Consider the following 19,786-nt stretch of genomic DNA (forward strand, 5'->3'; position numbering starts at 1 on the left):
ACCTCCCGGCCACACTTACCGCATCGAAGGCGGGCGGGCCGTGCTCTTCCGCCACCGTGTGATCACGGAGGCCGGTGACCAGGACCGCAGGTCGGCTCTGCGGGGCGTGTCGGAGCGCGGCGGCGGCTCGGCGTTCTCCGCGAACCAGGTGAACGCGTTGGTGTCCGGTGAGGTCGATGTGATCGTGCACTCGCTCAAGGACCTGCCGACCGCGAACCCGCCCGGCCTGATCCTCCTGCCCCCGCCCGCCCGCGCGGACGTGCACGACGCGCTGTGCGGATCGACTCTGGCTGATCTCCGGCACAGCGGCAGGGTCGGCAGCTCGGCGTCGCGTCGGATCGCCCAACTGCTGCACGTTCGACCGGACCTGGTGCCGGCGGAGATCCGGGGGAACGTCCCGACCAGGCTCGGCAAGCTTCGGACGCAGATGGCAGGGCGCGCCGTGCCCGCCCGCCCGGGCGCCGGGCGGGCGGGTGCTCGGGTGGTGGCGGCGGCTTGCAGCCTGGACTGGGGGCACGGCGCACGAACTTGGTGGCAGGGGGGACGCGCGCCTTTCAGGCGGTGACGAGGGAGAGGAAGGGGGCCGGCGCGACGAGCGCCCAGACGAACTTGCCGACGTCGCCCGTGCGGGGGCAGCAGCCCCAGCGCTCGGCGAGTTCGTTGACGAGGAGTAGCCCGCGCCCGTGTTCCTCGTCGGTGGTGGCGGAACGGACGGAGGGGCGGCCGGTGCCGGCGTCGTGGACTTCGAGGCGGAGACGGTCGCGGACGAGGGCGAAGCGGACCTCGACGAGGCGGTCGGCGGGGGCGTCGCTGTGCTGGACGGCGTTGGCGAAGAGTTCGCCGAGGAGGAGTTCGGCGGTGTCGGAGTAGAGATCACCGCAGGGCAGGCCGCAAAGGTAGGCGCGCAACAGATAGCGGGCCAGGGGCGTGAATTCGGTGCGGGAGTCGAGCCGGGCAGCGAACGTGCGGGGGCGGCGGCGCTCGGGATCACCCGTGGCGTGTCGCGACGGCTGCCCGTCCCAGGGGGCGGGGACGGCTGCGGCGAGGAAGCCGCCGCCGAGAACCCTGGGAAGCCGGTCGTGCGCCCGGGCGTCCCGGACGGCCCGGCCGCCGGTCACCATGTCGCGGGTCCAGGTGACCACTCCGTCGATGGTGCGGGCGTTCAGGGCGTCGGTGATGACCTGCCAACCCGGCCGCCGGTCGAGCGGACGCGTGGGGTCGTCGTCCACGATGGTGAGCGCGACTGTCCAGTCGCGGGCCTCGGCGAAGGCGCGGGCGTGGCGGGTGAGGGGGACGGCGGCGGCCTCCCCGCTGGTCGCGATGTACAGGGCGACGGGAACGCGGCGGACGGCCGGCCGGTCGGGCTGGGTTGGCGTCATGACGCCAAGAATTTCGCCGGGTCGGGCCGTCGTGAACGTGCGGTGAGTGCCACTTCCGGAAGTCGTACCGGCTTCGGGTGATACGTCTTGTATCGGTCTGAACTCAGCGAGTGAACAGGCTGATACCGAGGATGCCGCCGAGCTTGCGCACGCGGGTGGTGCTGGCGTGGCCGGCGCCCTGCATGATCGCCCCGGGAAGGGCCTGGTGGCGGGCCCAGTCGGGCTGTGCGCTGCATACCTGGAGGAGCGTTTCCAGCGCGGCGCCGTACTGGCGGGTGTCGGCCTGGGCGAGGGCGACATCCAGGGCGAGCCGGTTGCGGGCGGCCTGGGGCAGGGGGGAGAGGTCGCCGAGGCTCCGGGCGAGCGCCAGGGCCTTGCCGGGGTCGCCCAGGACGGTGTGGATGCCGATGGCCTGCGCGGTTACCGTGGTGGGCCCGTAGCTGGTGCCGTTGATCATCACATCGCGGCCCATGCGAGCGGCGACCGCGTGCCCTTGGGAGAGCAGGTCGCGGGCCCGGTCGGCATCGCCGTGGCGGGAGGCGACCACGGCGGCGAAGGTCACGTGCCACCCGTAGGTGGCCAGCGTCTCCGGATCCCGTTCCGCGTACCGGGGCTCGATCGACGTGAACGCGTCCTCGGCCGTGGCGGTTGCCTGGTCGAGGCGGGCGTCCCGCATGTAGATCCAGGACCGGCCGCACTCCACCATCGCGGCCCGCAGCGGGTCTGCGGCCTTGTGGACGTGCTGGCGGGCGTGGCCGATCGCCGCGTACGCGAGGTCTCGGGCGCCGTGGAACTGGGCGGTGTAGGCGGCGAGCCGGTAGGCATCGGCGAGGGTGCCGTGGGCGGCGCACCGCGCGTCGTCCGGGGCGGAGCCCAGGAGGGCGGCGGCCTCGGTGATGGCAGGGGCGACGAGGCTGCCGGCCCGGGTGTAGTCCCCGGCCCGGTAGTCCGCCCATGCCTGGTCCAGGTCGGCTCGCAGTGCTGCGGCGTCCGGTGGTTCGATGTCGGCCCCGACTCCTGCGGCGGTGTCGTGCACGGCGCGGGACAGCCCTCGCAGCATCGCCCTGTCGCCGATCAGCGACGCCCTTCGGGGTGCCTGCTGCCCGAGGATCACCGACACGTCCGCGTGCAGCGCACCGGACAGCTTGAGCAGGGACGGCAGCCCGATGCTGCCCCCCTCCTTCTCTGCCTTGCGGATGGTCGGCACGGACACGCCGGCGGCCTCGGCGAGTTCTTCCTGTGTCATGCCGGCTCGCAGCATCTTGATGCGTTGGCCGGTGGAGTAGTCGGACCACTGCGTCATGGGGGTGCCTCCGAAGGTGAGCGGCCTCAAGGCGGACCGTACCCCCGCCGTCCTGCTCCCGGAACCGGAATCGACGGACGACCAGCCGGATTGACGGTCCCTCAGTCGGTCGCAGGGACGCCGAGGAGGGATGCGATGTGGGCGGCTGTGCCAGGGGCACCGTCCGCGAGGACGGTGGTGATGCCGAGTGCCTCGGCCGGGGGCAGGTTCTTCGGGTGGTCGTCCACGAACACGCACGCCTCGCCGGGCAGCCCGAGCCGGTCCAGGGTGAGCCGATAGATCGCCGGGTCGGGTTTGGCGATGCCCTCCCGTTCGGAGACCACCGTCACGTCGAACAGGTCCCACACTCCCAGAGCCCCGTACGGGTCGTACGGGTCCAGGCCGAAGGAGTTGGACAGCAGGGCGACCGCCAGACCGGCCTGACGTGCCGAGCGGGCGAGCGCGACCATGTCGTCGGCGGGCCGGACGCCCGCCCACGCCCGGCCCATCAGGTTCTCGTGCTCCGGGAGGCCGAGGATGGGCGCCACCTGCCGGTTCCACTCCGCCTGGCCGAGCCGCCCGGCTTCGAGTTCCGTGTACAGGCGGCCGGCCTCCGGGTCGCGGCCGAGAGTGTGCCGCCATGCGTCGGCGTCGAGGCCCTGGGTGAGACACCAGGTGCGGAGGGCGGGCCCGGCATTGGCGGTGAGTACACCGACGAAGTCCAGGATGAGGGCGGAGAAGGGACCTTCGGTTGTGGGGGAACCGGTGACGCTCGGGGTGGTCAGTGCCATGGCGCGCTTCGTCCTCCGGTGGGGTGGCCTCCGAGAGACCGTACCCGCTGGACCGCTGTCACTTCCGGGCGTTGGTGCGCTTCGTCGGCTCGGCCGTGGTCGGGTCCTCGGGCCAGGGGTGGCGGGGGTAGCGGCCCCTGAGATCCGCTCTCACGGCGTGGTAGCCGTTCTTCCAGAAGCCCTCCAGATCACCGGTGATGGCGGCGGGGCGGCCGGCGGGGGAGAGCAACTGCACGGTGAGCGGTACTCGTCCGCCGGCCAGGGCGGGGGCGGCCTTCCAGCCGAAGAGTTCCTGCAACTTGGCGGCCAGGACCGGGCGTTCGGTGCTGTAGTCGACCCGTATCTTCGAGCCGCTGGGCACGGTGATGCGTTCGGGCGCCAACTCGTCCAGGCGGCCGGCCTGGCCGCTCGCCCAGGGGAGGAGGCGTTGCAGAGCGTCCGTCGTCTTGATCCGGGCGAGGTCGGCGCGGCGGCGGGCGCGGGACAGCTCGGGCTCCAGCCACTCCTCCGCGCGTTCGAGCAGCGCGGAGTCAGAGACGTCCGGCCAGGGGTCGCCGATGGCGGTGTGGAGGAAGGCGAGGCGTTCGCGCAGGCCCGGAGAGGGCCAGGTCAGCAGGGCGCTGATGCCCTCGCGGGTGAGGCCTTCCAGGACGGCGGCGCGGACGAGGGCCCGGTCGGCGCGGGCCAGCGGTTTCTCGGCGAGTTCGATGGCGCCCAGTGACTCGACCTGGCGGGAGACCACTTCGCCTCGCCGGGTGTCCCAGTGGACCTCTTCGCGCTTGGTGAGGAGTGGGGCCCCGGCGAGCAGGGCGGTGTCCTCGTCGAGCGCGGCGGCATGCAGCACCCGCGCGGACGGGGAACCCGCCGGTCGGTCGGCCGCCGCGACGGCGAGCCAGGGAAGGGTGCCGAGCCGGGTGTCGCGGGCGAGTTCGGCCGCCGTCCCCGAGGCCATCAGGTACGGGCTGCGCTCGCCCGGGGCGGGCCGCTCCACCCGGGCGCGGGCGATGCGTTCGGGGAAGGCGAGGGCGACGACGAGGCCGACGGCGGTGGCGTCGGGCAGTGCGGTGGCGGGTTCGGAGCCGCCGCCGCGCCGCAGTCGGCGGACTTCCTCGCGCCAGCGCCCCGCGTAGGGGTCGCCGGAGGAGCGGACGGTCCGCCAGACCGCGCCGAGGTCGTCCCCCAGCGCGCGCGGGGGCTCCTCGGAGAGCAGGGCGACCACCTCGGCGGCGCGCTCGGCGCCGACCTGCGGCGCGCCGTCGACCAGCGCCCGCCCCAGCCGCGGGTGCAGCCCGGTGCGGGCGAGCCGCACGCCGCGCTCGGTCGCCCGGCCGTCGGCGGAAACCGCTCCGAGCGCCCGCAGGGTCTCCCGGGCGGCGGCCATCGCGCCCGCCGGGGGCCGGTCGGGCAGGGCGAGTCCGGTGGCGTCCGGGTCGCCCCAGCAGGCCACCTGGAGGGCGAACGGGGTGAGGTCGGCGAGCGCGATCTCGGGGGTGGGGAAGCGGGCGGCGCGGGCGTCCTCGGCCTCGTGCCAGCAGCGGTAGACGGCGCCGGGGGCCTCGCGGCCCGCCCGGCCGGCGCGCTGGCGGGCGGCGGCCAGGGAGGCGCGGACGGTGACCAGGGCGGCCAGGCCGCGGGCGTGGTCGGTGCGGGGTTCGCGGGCGAGTCCGGCGTCCACCACGACCCGGACGCCGGGCACGGTGAGGGAGGATTCGGCGACGGCGGTGGCGAGGACCACCCGCCGCGAGGAGGACGGGGTGAGCGCAGCGTCCTGGACGGCCTGCGGCGCCCGCCCGTGCAGCTGCAGCACCTCGGCCGGGACCCCGCCCAGCTGTCCGGCGACCCGGGCGATCTCGCCGACGCCGGGCAGGAAGCAGAGCACGTCCCCCTCCCGCTCGGCCAGAGCCCGCCGGACGGTGGCCGCGACGTGGTCGAGCAGCGCGAAGTCCACCCGGGTGCCGTGCGCGGGCCGGACGGCGCGCGGCGGCGGCGCCCACACCACCTCGACCGGGTGCGAGACGCCGTGCGCCTCGACCACCGGCGCGCCGCCGAGGAGTTCGGCCCAGGCGGAGGTGTCGGAGGTGGCGGAGGCGCAGACGATCCGCAGCTCGGGCCGCAGGGCGGCGCGCACGTCGAGCAGGAAGGCGAGCGCGGTGTCGGCGTCCAGGTGCCGTTCGTGGCACTCGTCGAGCACGACCACGTCGACGCCGGGCAGTTCCTGGTCGCGCTGGAGGCGTTGCAGCAGTACGCCGGTGGTGACCACCTCGACCACGGTCTCCGGTCCGACGCGGCGCTCGCCGCGCACGGTGTGACCGACCTCGCGGCCGACGGCGGAGCCGAGCAGCCAGGCCATCCGCCGGGCGGCGGCCCGGACGGCGAGCCGGCGCGGTTCGGCGACGAGCACCCGGCGCGCGGGCCGGCCGTCGGAGAGGAGTCCGGCCAGGGCGAGCGGCACCAGGGTGGTCTTGCCGGTGCCGGGCGGCGCGGCCAGGACGGCGGCGCCGGGTCCGTCCAGCGCCTCGTACAGGGCGGGCAGGGCGGTGCGGACGGGCAGGTCGCGCCAGGGCGGGTTCGGCAAGCCGGCTCAGCCCCGCTCGGCGACGAAGATCGCGGTGCCGGGGATGAGCCGCCCGCGCAGCGGCGACCAGCCGCCCCAGTCCTGCTCGTGCCCCTCCGGCCACTCCGGTTCGACGAGGTCGACCAGCCGGAAGCCGGCGGCGACGAGTTCGCGGACCCGGTCGCCGATCGTGCGGTGGTGCTCGACGTAGGTGGCGTGGCCCTGCTCGTCCTCCTCGACGTAGGGGGTGCGGTCGAAGTACGAGGAGACGGCGGTGAGCCCCTCGACGCCGGGTTCGTCGGGGAAGGCCCAGCGGATCGGGTGGGTGACCGAGAACACCCAGCGCCCGCCCGGCCGCAGCACCCGGTGCACCTCGCGCATCAGGGCCGAGGTGTCGGCGCTGAACGGCACGGCGCCGTAGGCGGAGCAGGCCAGGTCGAAGGCGGCGTCGGCGAACGGCAGGACGGCGGCGTCGGCCTGGACGACGGGCACCGGTGCGGCGCCGCGGGCGAGGTCGATCCGGCGGGAGTGCTGGAGCTGGCGGTAGGAGATGTCGAGGGCGACCGGGCGGGCGCCGCGGGCGGCCAGCCAGCGCGAGCACTGGGCGGCGCCGGCGCCGATCTCCAGCACGGTGCGGCCGGCGAGGTCGCCGAGCAGGCGGGCGTCGGCCTCGTCGAGGCCCTCGGGGCACCAGGTGAAGCGGTCGTCGCCGAGGAACTCGCCGTGCTCGTCCTGGTACTCGTCGGCGTTGCGGTCCCACCAGTGGCGGCTGGCGCGGCTGCTCTCGCCGACGCCGGCGGACCTCCTTACCGCGTCGTCGCCGTCCTCGTCAAGATCGTTGGGGTCGGGGAGGGGGGTGCCGGTCACGGTGAGAAGGCCCATCGCGTAGGGTGTCGTCTGCGGAAGCGCCGCTGTCGCGATCCGGTCCGAGAGGGCCAAGGTCCGGCGGTGGCATCCGGGGAAGGGGTCTCCCTTCGGCCGCCACCCTTCGCGGTGCGCAATCGGAGGATATGGCCTGTCCCATGCCGGGCTCCACCGTCTCGCCGCTGTTGGCGTTGACCGTGCCTGGCCGTCCCCGTATGCTACAAGTTGCGCTGCGGGCCTGCGCGCCTCGGACGGAGCAGGTCGCGCTCGCATCTGTCGAAGACCCCACGGTCGCAAGACGGACGCCTATTCTCCCGTGCAGCGGGATTATCGGTGCTCCGTGTTCTTGGCTGTCCGGCTTTCGGTGGGAGCGATACGGGCCCTCCGCGTGGCATTACCTACGACTTTCATGTCCGCACCGGAGCCCTTTTCCTAATGACGAGCCCCACCGACTCCTCCCTCAGCACCACCCCGCAGGTCGCGCTCAACGACATCGGCGACGCCGAGGCGTTCCTGGCCGCGATCGACGAGACCATCAAGTACTTCAACGATGGCGACATCGTCGAGGGCGTCATCGTGAAGGTCGACCGTGACGAGGTTCTCCTCGACATCGGTTACAAGACCGAGGGCGTCATCCCGTCCCGCGAGCTGTCGATCAAGCACGACGTCGACCCGCACGAGGTCGTCGCCGTCGGCGACAACATCGAGGCCCTGGTTCTCCAGAAGGAGGACAAGGAGGGTCGTCTCATCCTGTCCAAGAAGCGCGCTCAGTACGAGCGTGCCTGGGGCACGATCGAGAAGATCAAGGAAGAGGACGGGATCGTCACCGGTACCGTCATCGAGGTCGTCAAGGGTGGTCTCATCCTCGACATCGGCCTCCGTGGCTTCCTCCCGGCCTCGCTCGTCGAGATGCGCCGCGTCCGCGACCTCCAGCCCTACGTGGGCAAGGAGCTCGAGGCCAAGATCATCGAGCTGGACAAGAACCGCAACAACGTGGTCCTGTCCCGCCGTGCCTGGCTGGAGCAGACCCAGAGCGAGGTCCGTCAGACCTTCCTCACCACCCTGCAGAAGGGTCAGGTGCGCTCCGGCGTCGTCTCCTCGATCGTCAACTTCGGTGCCTTCGTGGACCTGGGTGGCGTCGACGGCCTGGTGCACGTCTCCGAGCTGTCCTGGAAGCACATCGACCACCCGTCCGAGGTTGTCGAGGTCGGCCAGGAGGTCACCGTCGAGGTTCTCGACGTTGACATGGACCGCGAGCGCGTCTCCCTGTCGCTGAAGGCGACCCAGGAGGACCCGTGGCAGCAGTTCGCCCGTACGCACCAGATCGGCCAGGTCGTCCCGGGTAAGGTCACCAAGCTGGTTCCGTTCGGTGCGTTCGTCCGCGTGGACGAGGGCATCGAGGGTCTGGTCCACATCTCCGAGCTGGCCGAGCGCCACGTGGAGATCCCGGAGCAGGTCGTCCAGGTCGGCGACGAGATCTTCGTCAAGGTCATCGACATCGACCTCGAGCGTCGTCGCATCAGCCTCTCGCTGAAGCAGGCCAACGAGGCGCTGGGTGCCAACCCGGCCGAGGTCGAGTTCGACCCGACCCTCTACGGCATGGCCGCGTCGTACGACGACCAGGGCAACTACATCTACCCGGAGGGCTTCGACCCCGAGGCGAACGACTGGCTGTCCGGCTTCGAGAAGCAGCGCGAGGAGTGGGAGCGGCAGTACGCCGAGGCCCAGAGCCGCTTCGAGCAGCACCAGGCCCAGGTCATCAAGAGCCGCGAGGCCGACGCGGAGGCCGCTGCCGAGGGTGGCGACGCCGTCGCCGCTGCGGCCGGTGGCTCCTACTCGTCCAGCAGCGACGAGGGCTCGGGCGCCCTGGCCTCGGACGAGGCCCTGGCCGCCCTGCGCGAGAAGCTGGCCGGCGGCCAGAGCTGAAGCTCTGACCCTGCCGCTGAGGCTGATTAGCGCTTAGCGTCATCGATGGACCCCGCTCGGTTTCCGAGCGGGGTCCATTGTTTTTCGGCCTTAATTATTTATTCCTTATGTGTTGGATTTTTGTGATTAGGGGCTCATCGGATGCCTATGGGCGATTCGGGACCTAGGGCCTACCTTGGGATGAGTTGCCCGATGGGTCGCTCACCCGGCCCCACACGCTAGGCACCCCCCGCATATGCGCCGTCGCTCTGCCGTGACTCCCGCTTCCCCCCCGATGTCCGACACCCCCGCGTCCGCCGAACCCCGGGTCGCCGGACGTCTCGCCGCCCTCGGCCGGTTCTGCTACCGGCAGCGGCGCTGGGTGCTCGGTTTCTGGGCGGTCGTCCTGGTCATAGGCGTGCTGATCGGCGGACGGGTCTTCGAGGGCACGGTGGCCGGCGCCTCCTCCGCCTCCGCCGAGGCGGACCGGGGCAGCGCCGTCGTCGCCGCCGCCGACCCGTCCCGGGGCACCGTCACCGCGGTGGTGGACGGCCGGCCCGTGGACGACCCGGCCGTCCGGGACGCCGTCACCCGGGCCACCGCCGAGATCGCCGCCCTGCCCGGTGTCTCCTCGGCCGTCGACGGCTACGGCCCCGGCCCGGGCGCCGAGGCGCTCCGCTCGGCCGACGGCACCGCGAGCCTGGTCTCGGTGCGGATGGCGGACAGCAGCACCTCCGCGCAGGCCACCGCCGTGAACCAGCGGCTGGCCGCGATCCAGTCCGAGGTCCGGCCCGGTGGCGGCAAGGTGACCGTCGGCGGGGACCTCGTGCTCCAGGACGAGGTCAAGAAGCAGACCGAGAAGGACACCCGCTTCGGCGAGATCGTGACCCTGCCGCTCACCCTGGTCGTGATGGTCCTGGTGTTCGGGGGCCTGGCCGCCGCGAGCCTGCCGGTGATCGGCGCCGTCGCCTCGGTGGGCGGGGCGCTGCTGGCCATGTTCGGATTCAGCAAGATCATGGACATCGACACCAGCGTGCTGCCGATCGCCACCGTGCTGGGGCTCGGACTGTCGATCGACTACGCGCTGCTCATGGTGAATCGTTTCCGCGAGGAACGCGGCCACGGGGCGCCGATCGCCGCCGCCGTGGAGCGGACCGTCGCCACCGCCGGGCGCACCGTCGCCTTCTCCGGACTGACCGTCGCCGTGGCCCTGTCCGGGCTGTTCGTCTTCACCAGCCCGGTGCTCGGAGCGGTCGCCGCGGCCGGGGTGAGCGTCGTGGTGATCGCGGTGGCCGCCGCGCTGACGCTGGTGCCCGCACTGCTCGGCTTCGCCGGGCGCCGGATCAGGACGCCCACCGCGCCCGTCCCCGACGAGGGCTTCTTCAGCCGGACCGTGCGCCGGGTCCGCAAGCGGGCCGTGCTCGTCGCGCTGGTCTGCACCGGCGTGCTGATGGCCGCCGGGGCGCCGTTCCTGCACGCCGAGATGCGCAACTCCGGTGCCGCCGTGCTGCCCGTCACCTCGGCCGGCCGGCAGGTCGCCGAGACCGTCGACCAGCGCTTCCCGCTGGCCTCGGCCGCCCCGATCACGGTGGTGGTGCAGAGCGGCGCGACCGTCGCCCAGGCCTACGCGGACGATGTGGTGGCCCAGCTGCCCGGCGTCAGCGGGGTGCGGGCCGTCACCCCCGTGAGCGACACCGTCTCCACCATCGACGTCCTGGTGCACGGCGATCCGCAGGGCGGACCGGCCAAGCAGGTGGTCAAGGAGCTACGGGCGGACCGGGGCGGTCTGACCACGCAGGTGACCGGCGGGGCGGCCTCGGTGGTCGACTTCCAGGGCGAGCTGCTCACCCGGGGGCCGATCGCGCTCGGCCTGGTGGCCCTCGGCACGCTGATCCTGCTCTTCCTGATGACCGGCTCGGTGGTGATGCCGGCCAAGGCCCTGCTGATGAACCTGCTCTCGCTGGGGGCCTCGCTCGGCGCGCTGACCCTGGTCTTCCAGGACGGTTGGTTCAGCGGCCTGCTCGGGTTCAGCCCGAACGGCGGCCTGGAGACCTTCATCCCGGTCCTGGTGTTCGCCTTCGCCTTCGGGCTGTCGATGGACTACGAGGTCTTCCTGCTGGCGCGGATCAAGGAGCTGCGGGACAAGGGTCACAGCTGCACCCGGGCGGTGGAGCTGGGCGTCCAGCGCAGCGGTCGGATCATCACCTCGGCGGCGCTGCTGATGGTGATCGTCTTCGCCGGGTTCGCCCTCGGCGACATGCTGATGGTCAAGCAGATGGGCATCGCGCTGGCGGTCGCCGTGGCGGTCGACGCGACCCTGGTCCGCTGTCTGCTGGTGCCGGCCGCGATGAGCTTCTTCGGCGAGTTCAACTGGTGGGCGCCGGGCCCGCTGCGGCGGCTGCACGACCGGTTCGGGCTGAGCGAGCACGTCGAGCTGCCGGAGCTGGCCCCGGCCGTGCTGCCGACGCAGCGCCCGGCGGAGGAACTGGTCGGCACCGGCTCGTAGTCTCCCGGGGCGGGAGTCGGGGGCGGGGGACGCTCGGTCGACGGTCGGGTCCGGTCGCGGTCAGGGCAGGCGGCGGAGCAGGGCGACCGCGCTGCGCAGGGTCTCGCGCTCGTCGGAGGTGAGGCGGGCCTCGATCGCGGAGGCGATCCGTGCCTCGCGGCGGGCGCGCTGCTCGTACAGGGCGGTGCGGCCGGCCTCGGTGGCGGTGACCAGCAGTTTGCGGCGGTCGGTGCTGTGCGGCTGCTGGGTGACCAGGCCGGCCTCGGTGAGCAGCGAGACCGTGCGGGCCATCGACTGGTGCCGGACGCGCTGCCGGACGGCCAGTTCGGCGACGGTGCAGGCGAGGTCGTCGCGGACCAGCAGGCCGAGTACGCCGGCCTGGTTCTGCGGCAGCGTGTCGTCGGGGCGCAGTGCGCGGACCAGTTCGCCGATGGCGCTGCGCAGGTCGGCGGCGAGTTCGAGGGTCTCGGGGTGCGGGCTGTTCACCGGAGAAGCCTACCCCGAAAATCTACAGCAAAACTGTGCAGCTTTGCTGTATGTTCTGCCTATGCGGATCACCAAGTTCGGACATGCCTGCGTACGCCTCGAGCACGGCGGTACGACCGTGGTCGTCGACCCCGGATCCTTCACCGACCCCGCCGCCCTGGCCGGCGCGGACGCCGTCCTGATCACCCACGAGCACGTCGACCACTTCGAGGAGGCCCGGCTGAGGGCCGCCCTGGAGGCGGATCCGGAGCTGCGGGTGTGGACCAACGCGGACGTGGCCGGGAAGCTGGACGGGGTCGCCCGGCGGGTGACGGCGGTCGGTGAGGGCGATGCCTTCGACCTCGGCGGGATCCCGGTCTCGGTGCACGGGGAGTGGCACGCGGTCATCCATCCCGACATCCCGCTGGTGCGGAACATCGGCTTCCTCTTCGGTGGGCGGCTGTTCCACCCCGGTGACGCGCTGCTCGTCCCGCCGCGTCCGGTGGACACCCTGCTGCTGCCGATCGCGGCGCCCTGGACCAAGGTCGGCGAACTGGTCGACTACGTCCGGGAGGCCGGGGCGCGGCAGGCCGTGCCGGTGCACGACGCGGTGCTCAGCCCGGTCGGCCTCGCCGTGCACACCCGCCTGCTCGGCCCGGGCGGACCGGGCGGTGCGGAGCTGCGCACCCTGGGGGAGGGCGAGAGCCTCGACCTGGGGTGAGCCGCCTGGTCGGGGTGGTGGGGTGACGGCAGGGCGGTGCGCGCCGGTAGCCTGACGCCATGCTGAAGATCGGACTGACGGGCGGCATCGGCGCGGGCAAGAGCGAGGTGTCGCGGCTGCTCGCCGCCCACGGCGCGGTGATCGTGGACTCCGATGTGATCGCCCGCGAGGTGGTCGCCCCCGGGACGCCCGGCCTCGCCGCCGTGGCCGCCGAGTTCGGCCCGGGCGTACTCGCGGCGGACGGCTCGCTGGACCGGCCCGCCCTCGGCGCGGTCGTCTTCGCCGACCCGGCCCGGCTGAAGGCGCTGAACGCGATCGTCCACCCGCTGGTCCGGGCGCGGTCCGCCGAGCTGGAGTCGGCGGCCGCGCCGGACGCGGTGGTGGTGCACGATGTGCCGCTGCTGGCCGAGAACGGGCTCGGCCCGCTGTACGACCTGGTGGTCGTGGTCGACGCGGCGGACGAGGTGCGGATCGACCGGCTGGTCCGGCTGCGCGGTATGACCGAGGACGAGGCCCGGGCCCGGATGGCCGCCCAGGCGAGCCGGGCGGACCGGCTGGCGATCGCCGATCTGGTGATCGACAACAGCGGCCCGCTGGCGGAGCTGGCCCCCAGGGTCGCCGAGGCGTGGGAGCGGCTGACCGCCCGGCGCTGACCGCCCGCCGCCGCAGGGTCGGTCGCTCAGGCCGCGGCGGCGTGGGCCACGGCCGCGGCGGCGAAGGCCCGGATCATCGGGTGCGCCCGGCTGCCGTCCCCGGCGAGCTCCGGCTGGAACAGCGAGGCCAGGAAGAACGGGTGGACCTGCTCCGGGAGCTCCAGGATCCGCGGCTCGCCCGCGTCGTCCGCGCCGGTGAACCGCAGACCGCCCGCGCGCAGCCGGTCCAGATAGCCGTCGTTCAGCCCGTACGCGCAGTGGTACCGCTCCAGGGTGCGCGGCGCGCCGAGCACCCGGTCGGCCAGCGAACCGGGGGTCGGGCGGATGGCGCCCTCGTGCCCCACCAGGGAGCAGCTGAGCGGCACGATCACCCGGTCCGCCTCCTCCGGGTGGCTCTCGCCGTGCGCGGCGCCGTCGATCCGGCAGACGTGCCGGGCGTACTCGAGCACCGCGTGCTGGAAGCCGGCGCAGGTGCCGAGGAAGGGGATCCCCCGCTCGCGGGCCGTGCGGACGGCGGCGACCGCGCCGTCCTCGCTGCGGTACGGACTGCCGGGCAGTAGCCAGACCGCGTCGAAGCCGTCGAGCGCGCCGGGGGCCGCGGCGTCCTCGGTGGGGATCCAGTAGGCGTCCAGGACGAGCTGCTCGCGGGTGGCGAGCGCGTCGAGCAGCCCCGGGATGCGGGCGTGCGAGCGGACGGCGGCCGAGCGGTCGCCGACCAGGGCGAGGCGGGAGACGGGGTGGGAGGCGGGGTGGGAGGCGGGGTGGGAGGCGGGGTGGGAGGCGGGGTGCGTCATGCGGCTATCCTGACCGCCGACGCGGCATCAGTACCAACGATGATTCCTTACCTTTCGATCAGTGGATGTGATGGCAGATGGAGCCGCAGCAGCTGCGCACCTTCGTCACGGTGGCCCGGCTCGGCTCGTTCTCCGAGGCGGCCCGCGCACTCGGCTACACCCAGTCCGCCGTCTCCCAGCAGATCGCGGCGCTGGAGGCGGACCTCGGCACGGCCGTGCTCCACCGCCGCCCGGTCGGGCCGACCGGTGCCGGCGCACGGTTGCTGGAGCACGCCTCCGCACTGCTGCTGAGGATCGATGCGGCGCGCGCCGACATCGCGCGCCTGGCGGGTGCCGCGAGCGCCCGTCTCATCGTCGGAGCCACCCCACTGGCGGTCGGGGCGGAGCTGGGGCGTGCGCTCGCCGAAGTGCGCCGGGCGTATCCGGCGGTGGACCTGACGGTGCGGGTGGTCGCCCAGGACGTGCTGCCCGCCGAGGTGGCCACCGGCGCGGTCGACCTCGCGCTGGTCGACGGTCCGGCCGCGCCCAGTGACCCGCTCCCGCTGCCAGACGTCGGCCCGCTCGCCACCGTCGCCGTCGCCGAACAGCCGCTCGTCGTCGCGCTGCCGGCCGGCCACCCGCTGGCCGGGCGCCCCGGCCTGGCGCTCGCGGACCTGTCCGCCGCCCACTGGCTGGACGCCCCGGGCCTCGCCCCGACCGCCGTCCGGTTGAGCGCCGCCACCGGCGTCGAGGGCTACCGGCCCGCCGCCCGCTACCTGGGCACCGATGTGCGGGGGCTGCTCGCCCTGGTCGCGGCCGGGCACGGGCTGGCACTGCTGCCCGCCAGCGTTTTGGCCGGGGTGCCGGACGTGGCGGCGGTGCCGGTCCGCACTCCCCGGCTGGTGCACCGGACCGAACTGGTGCACGGCGCGCTGCCGGAGGGGCCCGCGGCGCTGCTGGCCCGGCTCCTGACCGGGGAGTAGGCGGGCCGGGGGCTCGCCGGGCCGGTCCCGGGCCCCGGCCCGGTCATGGTCCGCCGACGTGACGGCGTGACGGCGCGGCGGCGCGGCGGCTCAGCCGACGATGCGGGCGCCGGGACAGCAGGGCCCCTCGACGCGGTAGCACACATAGCGCAGGCAGCCGAGGCAGACCGAGATGTTCTCCAGCCGCCAACTGTCGCCGTGGCAGGCGCAGTCGGCCCGTTCGCGCAGCAGCGCGTCCCACCCGTCGGCGCCGCCGTTGGCGGCGAAGGCCGCGGCGATGTACGCCGCGGTCGCCGGGTCGTCCCCGGTGGTGCCGCGCCGGGCGGCGTCCAGGTGCCAGCAGTAGAGGGCGAGCAACGGCCGCCCGTCGACCAGGCGGTAGCGGGCCCGGCCGTCGTCCTCCCAGTCCCGGACCAGCCGGGCGACCCGTTCGGGGAACGGTCGCGCGGGGTCGAGGAGGCGGCGGTTACCCTGCGGCGGTGGCTGCTCGGCGGTCATGTGGTCCCCTTTCCGAGGCCCACGGTAGGGTGTCGCGTCGCGAAGTCGCCGCCCGGGGTGGGGTGTTGGCGGATCGCTCCTAGGAGCAGGTGGTGCCCTCGGCCGGGACCCGGTCGGCCAGCAGGTACTGGTCGACCGCCTGCTTGAGGCAGGTGTTGCCGGAGTCGTAGCCGCCGTGGCCCTGGCCCTGGAGGGTGACCTCGACCCCGACGCCCGCGCCGAGTCGGCGCGCCATCGCCCCGGCGCCCTCGTACGGGGTCGCCGGATCGCCGGTGTTGCCGATGACGACGATCGGCGCCGAGCCAGGGGCGGACACCTCGGGGAGGTCGGCGCTCCCCTGGACCGGCCAGCCGGTGCAGGAGGTCAGGCCCCAGGCGGTGAAGTCGCCGAACACCGGCGAGGCCTGGCGGAACGAGGGCAGCAGCCCCTGGACGTCGGTGGCGCTGTAGCGCGACTTGTCGTCGGCGCAGCTGATCGCCCGGTTGGCGGCGGACTGGTTGCTGTAGTGGCCCTGCTGGTCGCGGCCGGCGTAGGCGTCGGCGAGGGCGAGCAGGGTGGTGCCGGTGCCGCCCTGCATCGCCTCCTGGAGGCCGACGGCGAGGGCGTTCCAGGTCTTCGGGTTGTAGAGCGCGGCGGCGATGCCGGTGACGGCGAGGTCCTGGGTCAGCCTGCGGGTGCCGTCGGTGGGCAGCGGGGCGGTGTCGAGGCCGTTCAGCAGGTCGGTGATCCGCCGGGTGCCCTCGTCACCGCCCTGACCGGTCGGGCAGGACGGCCCGGCCTGGGCGGCGCACGCCTTCATGAAGTTCTCCAGGGCGAGTTGGAAGCCCTTCGCCTGGGCGAGGGCGCTCTGCGCCGGGTCCTTGGTCGGGTCGACGACGGCGTCCATCACCAGGTGGCCGACGTTGCCCGGGTACTGGTGGGCGTAGACGCCGCCGAGTTCGGTGCCGTAGGAGATGCCGAAGTAGTGCAGTTTCGGGTCGCCGAGCACCTGTCGCACGAGGTCGAGGTCGCGGGCGGCCGAGACGGTGTCGACGTGGCGCAGGACGGCGCCGGAGTTCCGCTCGCAGGCGGCGGTGTAGCCGGAGTTGGCCGCGTCGAGCGCGGTGACCTCGGCCTGGTCGTCGGGCGAGCCGTCGACGGCGGCGGAGGCGTCCGTGGCGGCGTCGTCCAGGCACCGCACGCCCGCGCTGTCGCCGACCCCGCGCGGGTCGAAGCTCACCAGGTCGTAGCGGGAGTTGAGGTCGGCGTAGTCCTTGGCGAGGGCGGGCAGGGTGACGACGCCGGAGCCGCCCGGGCCGCCGAAGTTGTAGATCAGCGAGCCGATCCGGGACTGCCCGCCGGCGCCGGTGGCCACGGCCCGGATCAGGGCCAGGTCGATGGTCTGCCCGTCCGGCGCGGCGTAGTCCAGCGGGGCCTTGAGCGTGGCGCACTCCCAGGGGGCGCCCGGGGCCGAGCCGTCGCCGCCCTGGGCGGTGGAGGGCGCCGGGCAGGTCTGCCACGCGAGCTGCTGGCCGGTGAGCGAGGCCGGCAGCGGCGGGACGCCCACGGCGGCGGAGGCGGGGGAGGAGGCAGTGGCGGCCGGAGTGGTGGGCGCGGCGGAGGCGGTGGACGGCCCGGCCTTCGCGGCGTCGCTGCCGGAGCCGCTCTCGCAGGCGGCCGTGGCGGCGGCCAGGACCGCGGCGAGGCCGAGGGCCCCGGCGCCGCGTACGACAGGGTGCATGGGGTGGTCCGTTCCTGGGGCCGCGGCGAGGTCCCGGCGGGATCGCCACGGGTCGCGCACGCGGGTGGCGGGGGCGGCGCGGGGGCTGCTGCGGCGTCAGCCTAGGGACGGGGCGGGCCCGGTGCGACGCGACGCGCCGTCGGCCGGGGGCGCGCGAGCGGTCCTGCGCGGAGGGGAAGAGGCGGGCATGGGGGTTGCCGAAGCCCGAGTGGCTCGTTGTTCCTGCCGTGAGCCCTGACTTTTCCGCCCGTGGCGGTTGTGAAGAAACGATTCTGCACGCCCGCGTCGCCGTTCCGGTGGTGCGTGCCACCCGGAGGCGGCCATGACGTACGACAGCCCGCGCGTCCCCGCGCAGTACGTCCCCGGTGACGGCTGCGCGGTGGCGCTCGACCTCCGGGTCGCCGTCTGCCCCGGTCTGACCGTCTCCGTCGCGGCCCGGCTGCGGTACCACACCGCCGACCCCTACGCCGTCTTCCTCGACAACCACACCGACCTCGCCACGCCCGTCACCTGGGTGTTCGCCCGCGACCTGCTCGCCGCCGGGGTGCACGGCTGGTCCGGGATCGGCAGCGTCTCGGTCCACCCCGGCGTGGACGAGCGGCGCGACTCCGTCTTCATCACCCTCACCGGTGAGGGGAGCAGCGTCGTCCTGCGGGCCCCCGCCGAGCGGATCCGGTCCTTCCTCGCCCGTACCGAGAGCCTGGTCCCGATCGGGCGGGAACGGACCCGTCTCGACCTGGACGGCCTGCTGCGGCGGCTGTACGACGGCGGCGCCGCCTCGCCGGGGCCGTGAGAACCTGCTTCCGACCCCCTGGCTTAGCTGATCCAGAGGCAAATGTACGGCAACACGCGAAAATGGTGCCTGTACAGATGAACTGGTGGCTAAACAGGCGTCTCCAGGGGGATCCCATGGGCAACTGCTTCGCGTGAAGCGGCCCAACCACCGGTGCCGCACCACCTGTTGGGCGGCCCGGTCGCTGAGAGGCGAACGCTCATGAGCATGATCCAGACCGGCAGGCTGAATCTGAGTTCCTCGAACCCCGTGGCCACCCAGGGTGGAAGTACATCCACCTTCACGCAGGTCACGTTCCCCACGGCGTTCCCCGACGGGTCCGAGGTGATCGTCGTTCCCTTCGTCCAGACGTTCAACGGCGCCGACACCCCGGGGCTGCGGATCGCCGACGTCACCACTGTCGGCTTCAAGATCCGCATCAATGAGATCCACATCAACGGCAAGGTCACCTCGGACGGAACGCACACCTCCGAGACCGTCGGCTGGATCGCCTCCACCGTCTGAGTCCCAGCCCAGGAGGCGCCGCCCGCTCCGAGCAGCAGCGGCGCAGCGGCGCCGTGACGGGAGGCAGCGGCCGGCGTACGTGATCGGGTGGGGCGGCCCCCGCGGGGGCCGCCCCACCGCCGGTGACGGGCGTGCCAGGGGGCGCCCCGGTCGCACCCGCGGTGGGCGACGGCCTCCGCCGGCAGCGCGGCCGCCAGTGCCACGGCGCCCGGGTCGGTCGGCCCGTCCCGGTAGGGCGTGAGCAGGGACGCCACGGGTCGCTCCCGGAGCCCCGGCCCCGGTCACGGGCGGCCGGCGGCCTCCGGGCGCAGCGCGCGGACCGCGAACAGCGTGGTGAGGTGCGGCGAGCCGAAGTACAGCGGCAGGCGCCCGGTGCGGAAGTAGCCGGCGGCCGGCCAGGAGCCGTCCGCGAGCTGGGCCCCGGCCAGTCGGCGGCGCAGCTCGGGCAGTTCGGCGCTCTCGCCCGCGTACTCGCCGGCGAGTACCAGCAGCGCCACCGCGAGCGGCGTGTCGGCGGTCTGGGTGGTCACGTGTCCCACCGCCCGCCGTACCGGCGCGGCGAGTTCGGGCACGACGGTGGCGGCCCGGGCGGCGGCGTGCAGGAAGGCCTCCGGGGCGGCGTAGTAACGGGTGCCGGTGCGGGGGCCGTTGAGGTGTTCGACGACATAGCGCAGGGTCGCCTCGGCCGCCGGGTGCGGCAGTCGGCCGACGGCGCCGGGGAGGTGCAGGGCGAACAGGATGTTGGCGGCGACGACGGCGTCGTAGCGGCGCCCGCGGGCGGGGCTGCGGTCGCTGTCCTCCCAGTAGGCGGGTATCGGGCCGTCGTCCGGGCCGATCTGGGTGTCGAGCAACTCGCGGGCGATGTCGTCGAGTTCGGCCGGTCCGAGCAGCCCGTGCCGGGCCAGTCCGCCGGCCGCGACGGCGGTGCTGTCGGTGCCGGCGGGGAACGGGAGGCCGGGCGGGAAGGTGCGGTAGCGCTGCGCCGCCGGTTCGCGGTACCGGGCGACCTGCGGCGCCAGTACGGCGACCAGTTCGCGCTCCTCGGCCCGCCCGGAGTCCGGCCGCAGCAGCGCGAGCCCCCACATCGCGGAGAAGCCCTCGTCGTCCGGGTCGAAGCCGAGGTCCTCCCCGTGGGTGACGAGCAGGTGCCGGCGCCCCTCGGCGCCGCTGAGCGGCCTGCGCAGCTCCGGGTCGGCGCCGGGCCGGGCGGACGGCAGTCCAGTGGGCCCCAACGCCCGGTGGAGGAATGCCAGTCCACGCCCGACGGCGTCGTCCCACGGCGTTTCGTCGGCGGACATCGCGTCCCGTCCCCTCTGGCTGCCGGCCGGCGGGACCGGCCGCCCGGACCCGCCCTCGCTCCACTCTCCCTCCTTCCCGGTGGGGGCGCCCGCATGC

18 protein-coding genes are annotated in these 19,786 nt (G+C 73.9%); 8 read left to right on the forward strand and 10 right to left on the reverse strand.

Annotation, left to right across the window (positions count from 1 at the left end; translation table 11 throughout):
- Positions 1 to 58 precede the first annotated feature (58 nt).
- Entirely contained in the window at positions 59 to 565 is a 507-nt protein-coding gene (locus tag SM793_RS30530; protein ID WP_320441561.1) for a hypothetical protein, read from the forward strand.
- Here the strand turns inward: SM793_RS30530 and SM793_RS30535 are convergent.
- The 5 genes from SM793_RS30535 to SM793_RS30555 all read right to left on the reverse strand — a co-directional run bounded on the left by SM793_RS30535 (position 555) and on the right by SM793_RS30555 (position 6,888).
- Positions 555 to 1,379: an ATP-binding protein gene (locus SM793_RS30535; RefSeq protein WP_320441542.1), complete on the reverse strand. Its 825-nt coding sequence runs from the start codon at positions 1,377 to 1,379 to the stop codon at positions 555 to 557. The two genes, SM793_RS30530 and SM793_RS30535, sit on opposite strands and share 11 nt — an antisense overlap.
- 103 nt (positions 1,380 to 1,482) lie before the next feature.
- Positions 1,483 to 2,682: a helix-turn-helix transcriptional regulator gene (locus SM793_RS30540; RefSeq protein ID WP_320441543.1), complete on the reverse strand. Its 1,200-nt coding sequence runs from the start codon at positions 2,680 to 2,682 to the stop codon at positions 1,483 to 1,485.
- Positions 2,683 to 2,783: 101 nt separating this feature from the next.
- Positions 2,784 to 3,452, reverse strand: a complete 669-nt coding sequence (locus SM793_RS30545; protein WP_320441544.1) for an HAD family phosphatase — start codon at positions 3,450 to 3,452, stop codon at positions 2,784 to 2,786.
- 58 nt (positions 3,453 to 3,510) lie between these two features.
- Positions 3,511 to 6,027 (reverse strand): ATP-dependent helicase HrpB, encoded by a 2,517-nt coding sequence (gene hrpB, locus SM793_RS30550; protein WP_320441545.1) that lies wholly within the window; start codon positions 6,025 to 6,027, stop codon positions 3,511 to 3,513.
- A gap of 6 nt (positions 6,028 to 6,033) precedes the next feature.
- Positions 6,034 to 6,888: a class I SAM-dependent methyltransferase gene (locus SM793_RS30555; protein WP_320441546.1), complete on the reverse strand. Its 855-nt coding sequence runs from the start codon at positions 6,886 to 6,888 to the stop codon at positions 6,034 to 6,036.
- 417 nt (positions 6,889 to 7,305) lie between these two features.
- On the opposite strand from SM793_RS30555, the gene rpsA reads away from it, so the two are divergent.
- Both rpsA and SM793_RS30565 read left to right on the forward strand, forming a co-directional pair.
- Complete coding sequence (gene rpsA, locus SM793_RS30560) at positions 7,306 to 8,796, forward strand: 30S ribosomal protein S1 (protein ID WP_266268790.1); 1,491 nt, start codon at positions 7,306 to 7,308, stop codon at positions 8,794 to 8,796.
- 274 nt (positions 8,797 to 9,070) lie between these two features.
- Positions 9,071 to 11,281: an MMPL family transporter gene (locus SM793_RS30565; protein WP_320441547.1), complete on the forward strand. Its 2,211-nt coding sequence runs from the start codon at positions 9,071 to 9,073 to the stop codon at positions 11,279 to 11,281.
- 60 nt (positions 11,282 to 11,341) lie between these two features.
- Here SM793_RS30565 and SM793_RS30570 read toward each other — a convergent pair whose 3' ends face one another.
- Positions 11,342 to 11,767 (reverse strand): MarR family winged helix-turn-helix transcriptional regulator, encoded by a 426-nt coding sequence (locus SM793_RS30570; protein ID WP_320441548.1) that lies wholly within the window; start codon positions 11,765 to 11,767, stop codon positions 11,342 to 11,344.
- 61 nt (positions 11,768 to 11,828) lie between these two features.
- On the opposite strand from SM793_RS30570, the gene SM793_RS30575 reads away from it, so the two are divergent.
- A complete protein-coding gene (locus SM793_RS30575; RefSeq protein ID WP_320441549.1) occupies positions 11,829 to 12,467 on the forward strand; it encodes an MBL fold metallo-hydrolase in 639 nt (212 codons plus the stop codon).
- Positions 12,468 to 12,526: 59 nt separating this feature from the next.
- Entirely contained in the window at positions 12,527 to 13,120 is a 594-nt protein-coding gene (gene coaE, locus SM793_RS30580) for a dephospho-CoA kinase (RefSeq protein WP_320441550.1), read from the forward strand.
- Positions 13,121 to 13,146: 26 nt separating this feature from the next.
- Here the strand turns inward: coaE and SM793_RS30585 are convergent, their stop codons facing one another.
- Positions 13,147 to 13,914, reverse strand: a complete 768-nt coding sequence (locus SM793_RS30585; protein WP_320441551.1) for a glutamine amidotransferase-related protein — start codon at positions 13,912 to 13,914, stop codon at positions 13,147 to 13,149.
- A 77-nt stretch (positions 13,915 to 13,991) separates the two neighbouring features.
- Here SM793_RS30585 and SM793_RS30590 point away from each other — a divergent pair, with 77 nt between their 5' ends.
- The gene (locus SM793_RS30590; protein WP_320441552.1) at positions 13,992 to 14,876 is read left to right on the forward strand and encodes a LysR family transcriptional regulator; all 885 of its coding nucleotides are present in this window, start codon (positions 13,992 to 13,994) and stop codon (positions 14,874 to 14,876) included.
- Positions 14,877 to 14,966: 90 nt separating this feature from the next.
- Here the strand turns inward: SM793_RS30590 and SM793_RS30595 are convergent, their stop codons facing one another.
- Positions 14,967 to 15,374: a hypothetical protein gene (locus tag SM793_RS30595; protein ID WP_320441553.1), complete on the reverse strand. Its 408-nt coding sequence runs from the start codon at positions 15,372 to 15,374 to the stop codon at positions 14,967 to 14,969.
- A gap of 79 nt (positions 15,375 to 15,453) precedes the next feature.
- Positions 15,454 to 17,094 carry an alpha/beta hydrolase gene (locus tag SM793_RS30600; protein ID WP_320441554.1) on the reverse strand — a complete coding sequence of 547 codons (1,641 nt, stop codon included), beginning with the start codon at positions 17,092 to 17,094 and terminating at the stop codon, positions 15,454 to 15,456.
- 322 nt (positions 17,095 to 17,416) lie between these two features.
- Here SM793_RS30600 and SM793_RS30605 point away from each other — a divergent pair, with 322 nt between their 5' ends.
- Both SM793_RS30605 and SM793_RS30610 read left to right on the forward strand, forming a co-directional pair.
- Positions 17,417 to 17,887 (forward strand): SsgA family sporulation/cell division regulator, encoded by a 471-nt coding sequence (locus SM793_RS30605; protein ID WP_320441555.1) that lies wholly within the window; start codon positions 17,417 to 17,419, stop codon positions 17,885 to 17,887.
- A 207-nt stretch (positions 17,888 to 18,094) separates the two neighbouring features.
- A complete protein-coding gene (locus tag SM793_RS30610) occupies positions 18,095 to 18,391 on the forward strand; it encodes a hypothetical protein (protein ID WP_320441556.1) in 297 nt (98 codons plus the stop codon).
- A gap of 281 nt (positions 18,392 to 18,672) precedes the next feature.
- Here SM793_RS30610 and SM793_RS30615 read toward each other — a convergent pair whose 3' ends face one another.
- Entirely contained in the window at positions 18,673 to 19,689 is a 1,017-nt protein-coding gene (locus SM793_RS30615; protein WP_320441557.1) for a hypothetical protein, read from the reverse strand.
- Positions 19,690 to 19,786: the final 97 nt, after the last annotated feature.

Origin of the sequence: Kitasatospora purpeofusca (assembly GCF_034043715.1) — a bacterium.
Lineage (GTDB): Bacteria > Actinomycetota > Actinomycetes > Streptomycetales > Streptomycetaceae > Kitasatospora > Kitasatospora purpeofusca_A.

Coding starts and splice junctions, on each gene's coding strand:
- SM793_RS30535 (WP_320441542.1), bottom strand. CDS start 1,379: ATGACGCCAACCCAGCCCGACCGGCCGGCCGTCCGCCGCGTTCCCGTC.
- SM793_RS30540 (WP_320441543.1), bottom strand. CDS start 2,682: ATGACGCAGTGGTCCGACTACTCCACCGGCCAACGCATCAAGATGCTG.
- SM793_RS30545 (WP_320441544.1), bottom strand. CDS start 3,452: ATGGCACTGACCACCCCGAGCGTCACCGGTTCCCCCACAACCGAAGGT.
- SM793_RS30555 (WP_320441546.1), bottom strand. CDS start 6,888: ATGGGCCTTCTCACCGTGACCGGCACCCCCCTCCCCGACCCCAACGAT.
- rpsA (WP_266268790.1), top strand. CDS start 7,306: ATGACGAGCCCCACCGACTCCTCCCTCAGCACCACCCCGCAGGTCGCG.
- SM793_RS30565 (WP_320441547.1), top strand. CDS start 9,071: ATGTCCGACACCCCCGCGTCCGCCGAACCCCGGGTCGCCGGACGTCTC.
- SM793_RS30575 (WP_320441549.1), top strand. CDS start 11,829: ATGCGGATCACCAAGTTCGGACATGCCTGCGTACGCCTCGAGCACGGC.
- coaE (WP_320441550.1), top strand. CDS start 12,527: ATGCTGAAGATCGGACTGACGGGCGGCATCGGCGCGGGCAAGAGCGAG.
- SM793_RS30585 (WP_320441551.1), bottom strand. CDS start 13,914: ATGACGCACCCCGCCTCCCACCCCGCCTCCCACCCCGCCTCCCACCCC.
- SM793_RS30590 (WP_320441552.1), top strand. CDS start 13,992: ATGGAGCCGCAGCAGCTGCGCACCTTCGTCACGGTGGCCCGGCTCGGC.
- SM793_RS30595 (WP_320441553.1), bottom strand. CDS start 15,374: ATGACCGCCGAGCAGCCACCGCCGCAGGGTAACCGCCGCCTCCTCGAC.
- SM793_RS30600 (WP_320441554.1), bottom strand. CDS start 17,094: ATGCACCCTGTCGTACGCGGCGCCGGGGCCCTCGGCCTCGCCGCGGTC.
- SM793_RS30605 (WP_320441555.1), top strand. CDS start 17,417: ATGACGTACGACAGCCCGCGCGTCCCCGCGCAGTACGTCCCCGGTGAC.
- SM793_RS30610 (WP_320441556.1), top strand. CDS start 18,095: ATGATCCAGACCGGCAGGCTGAATCTGAGTTCCTCGAACCCCGTGGCC.
- SM793_RS30615 (WP_320441557.1), bottom strand. CDS start 19,689: ATGTCCGCCGACGAAACGCCGTGGGACGACGCCGTCGGGCGTGGACTG.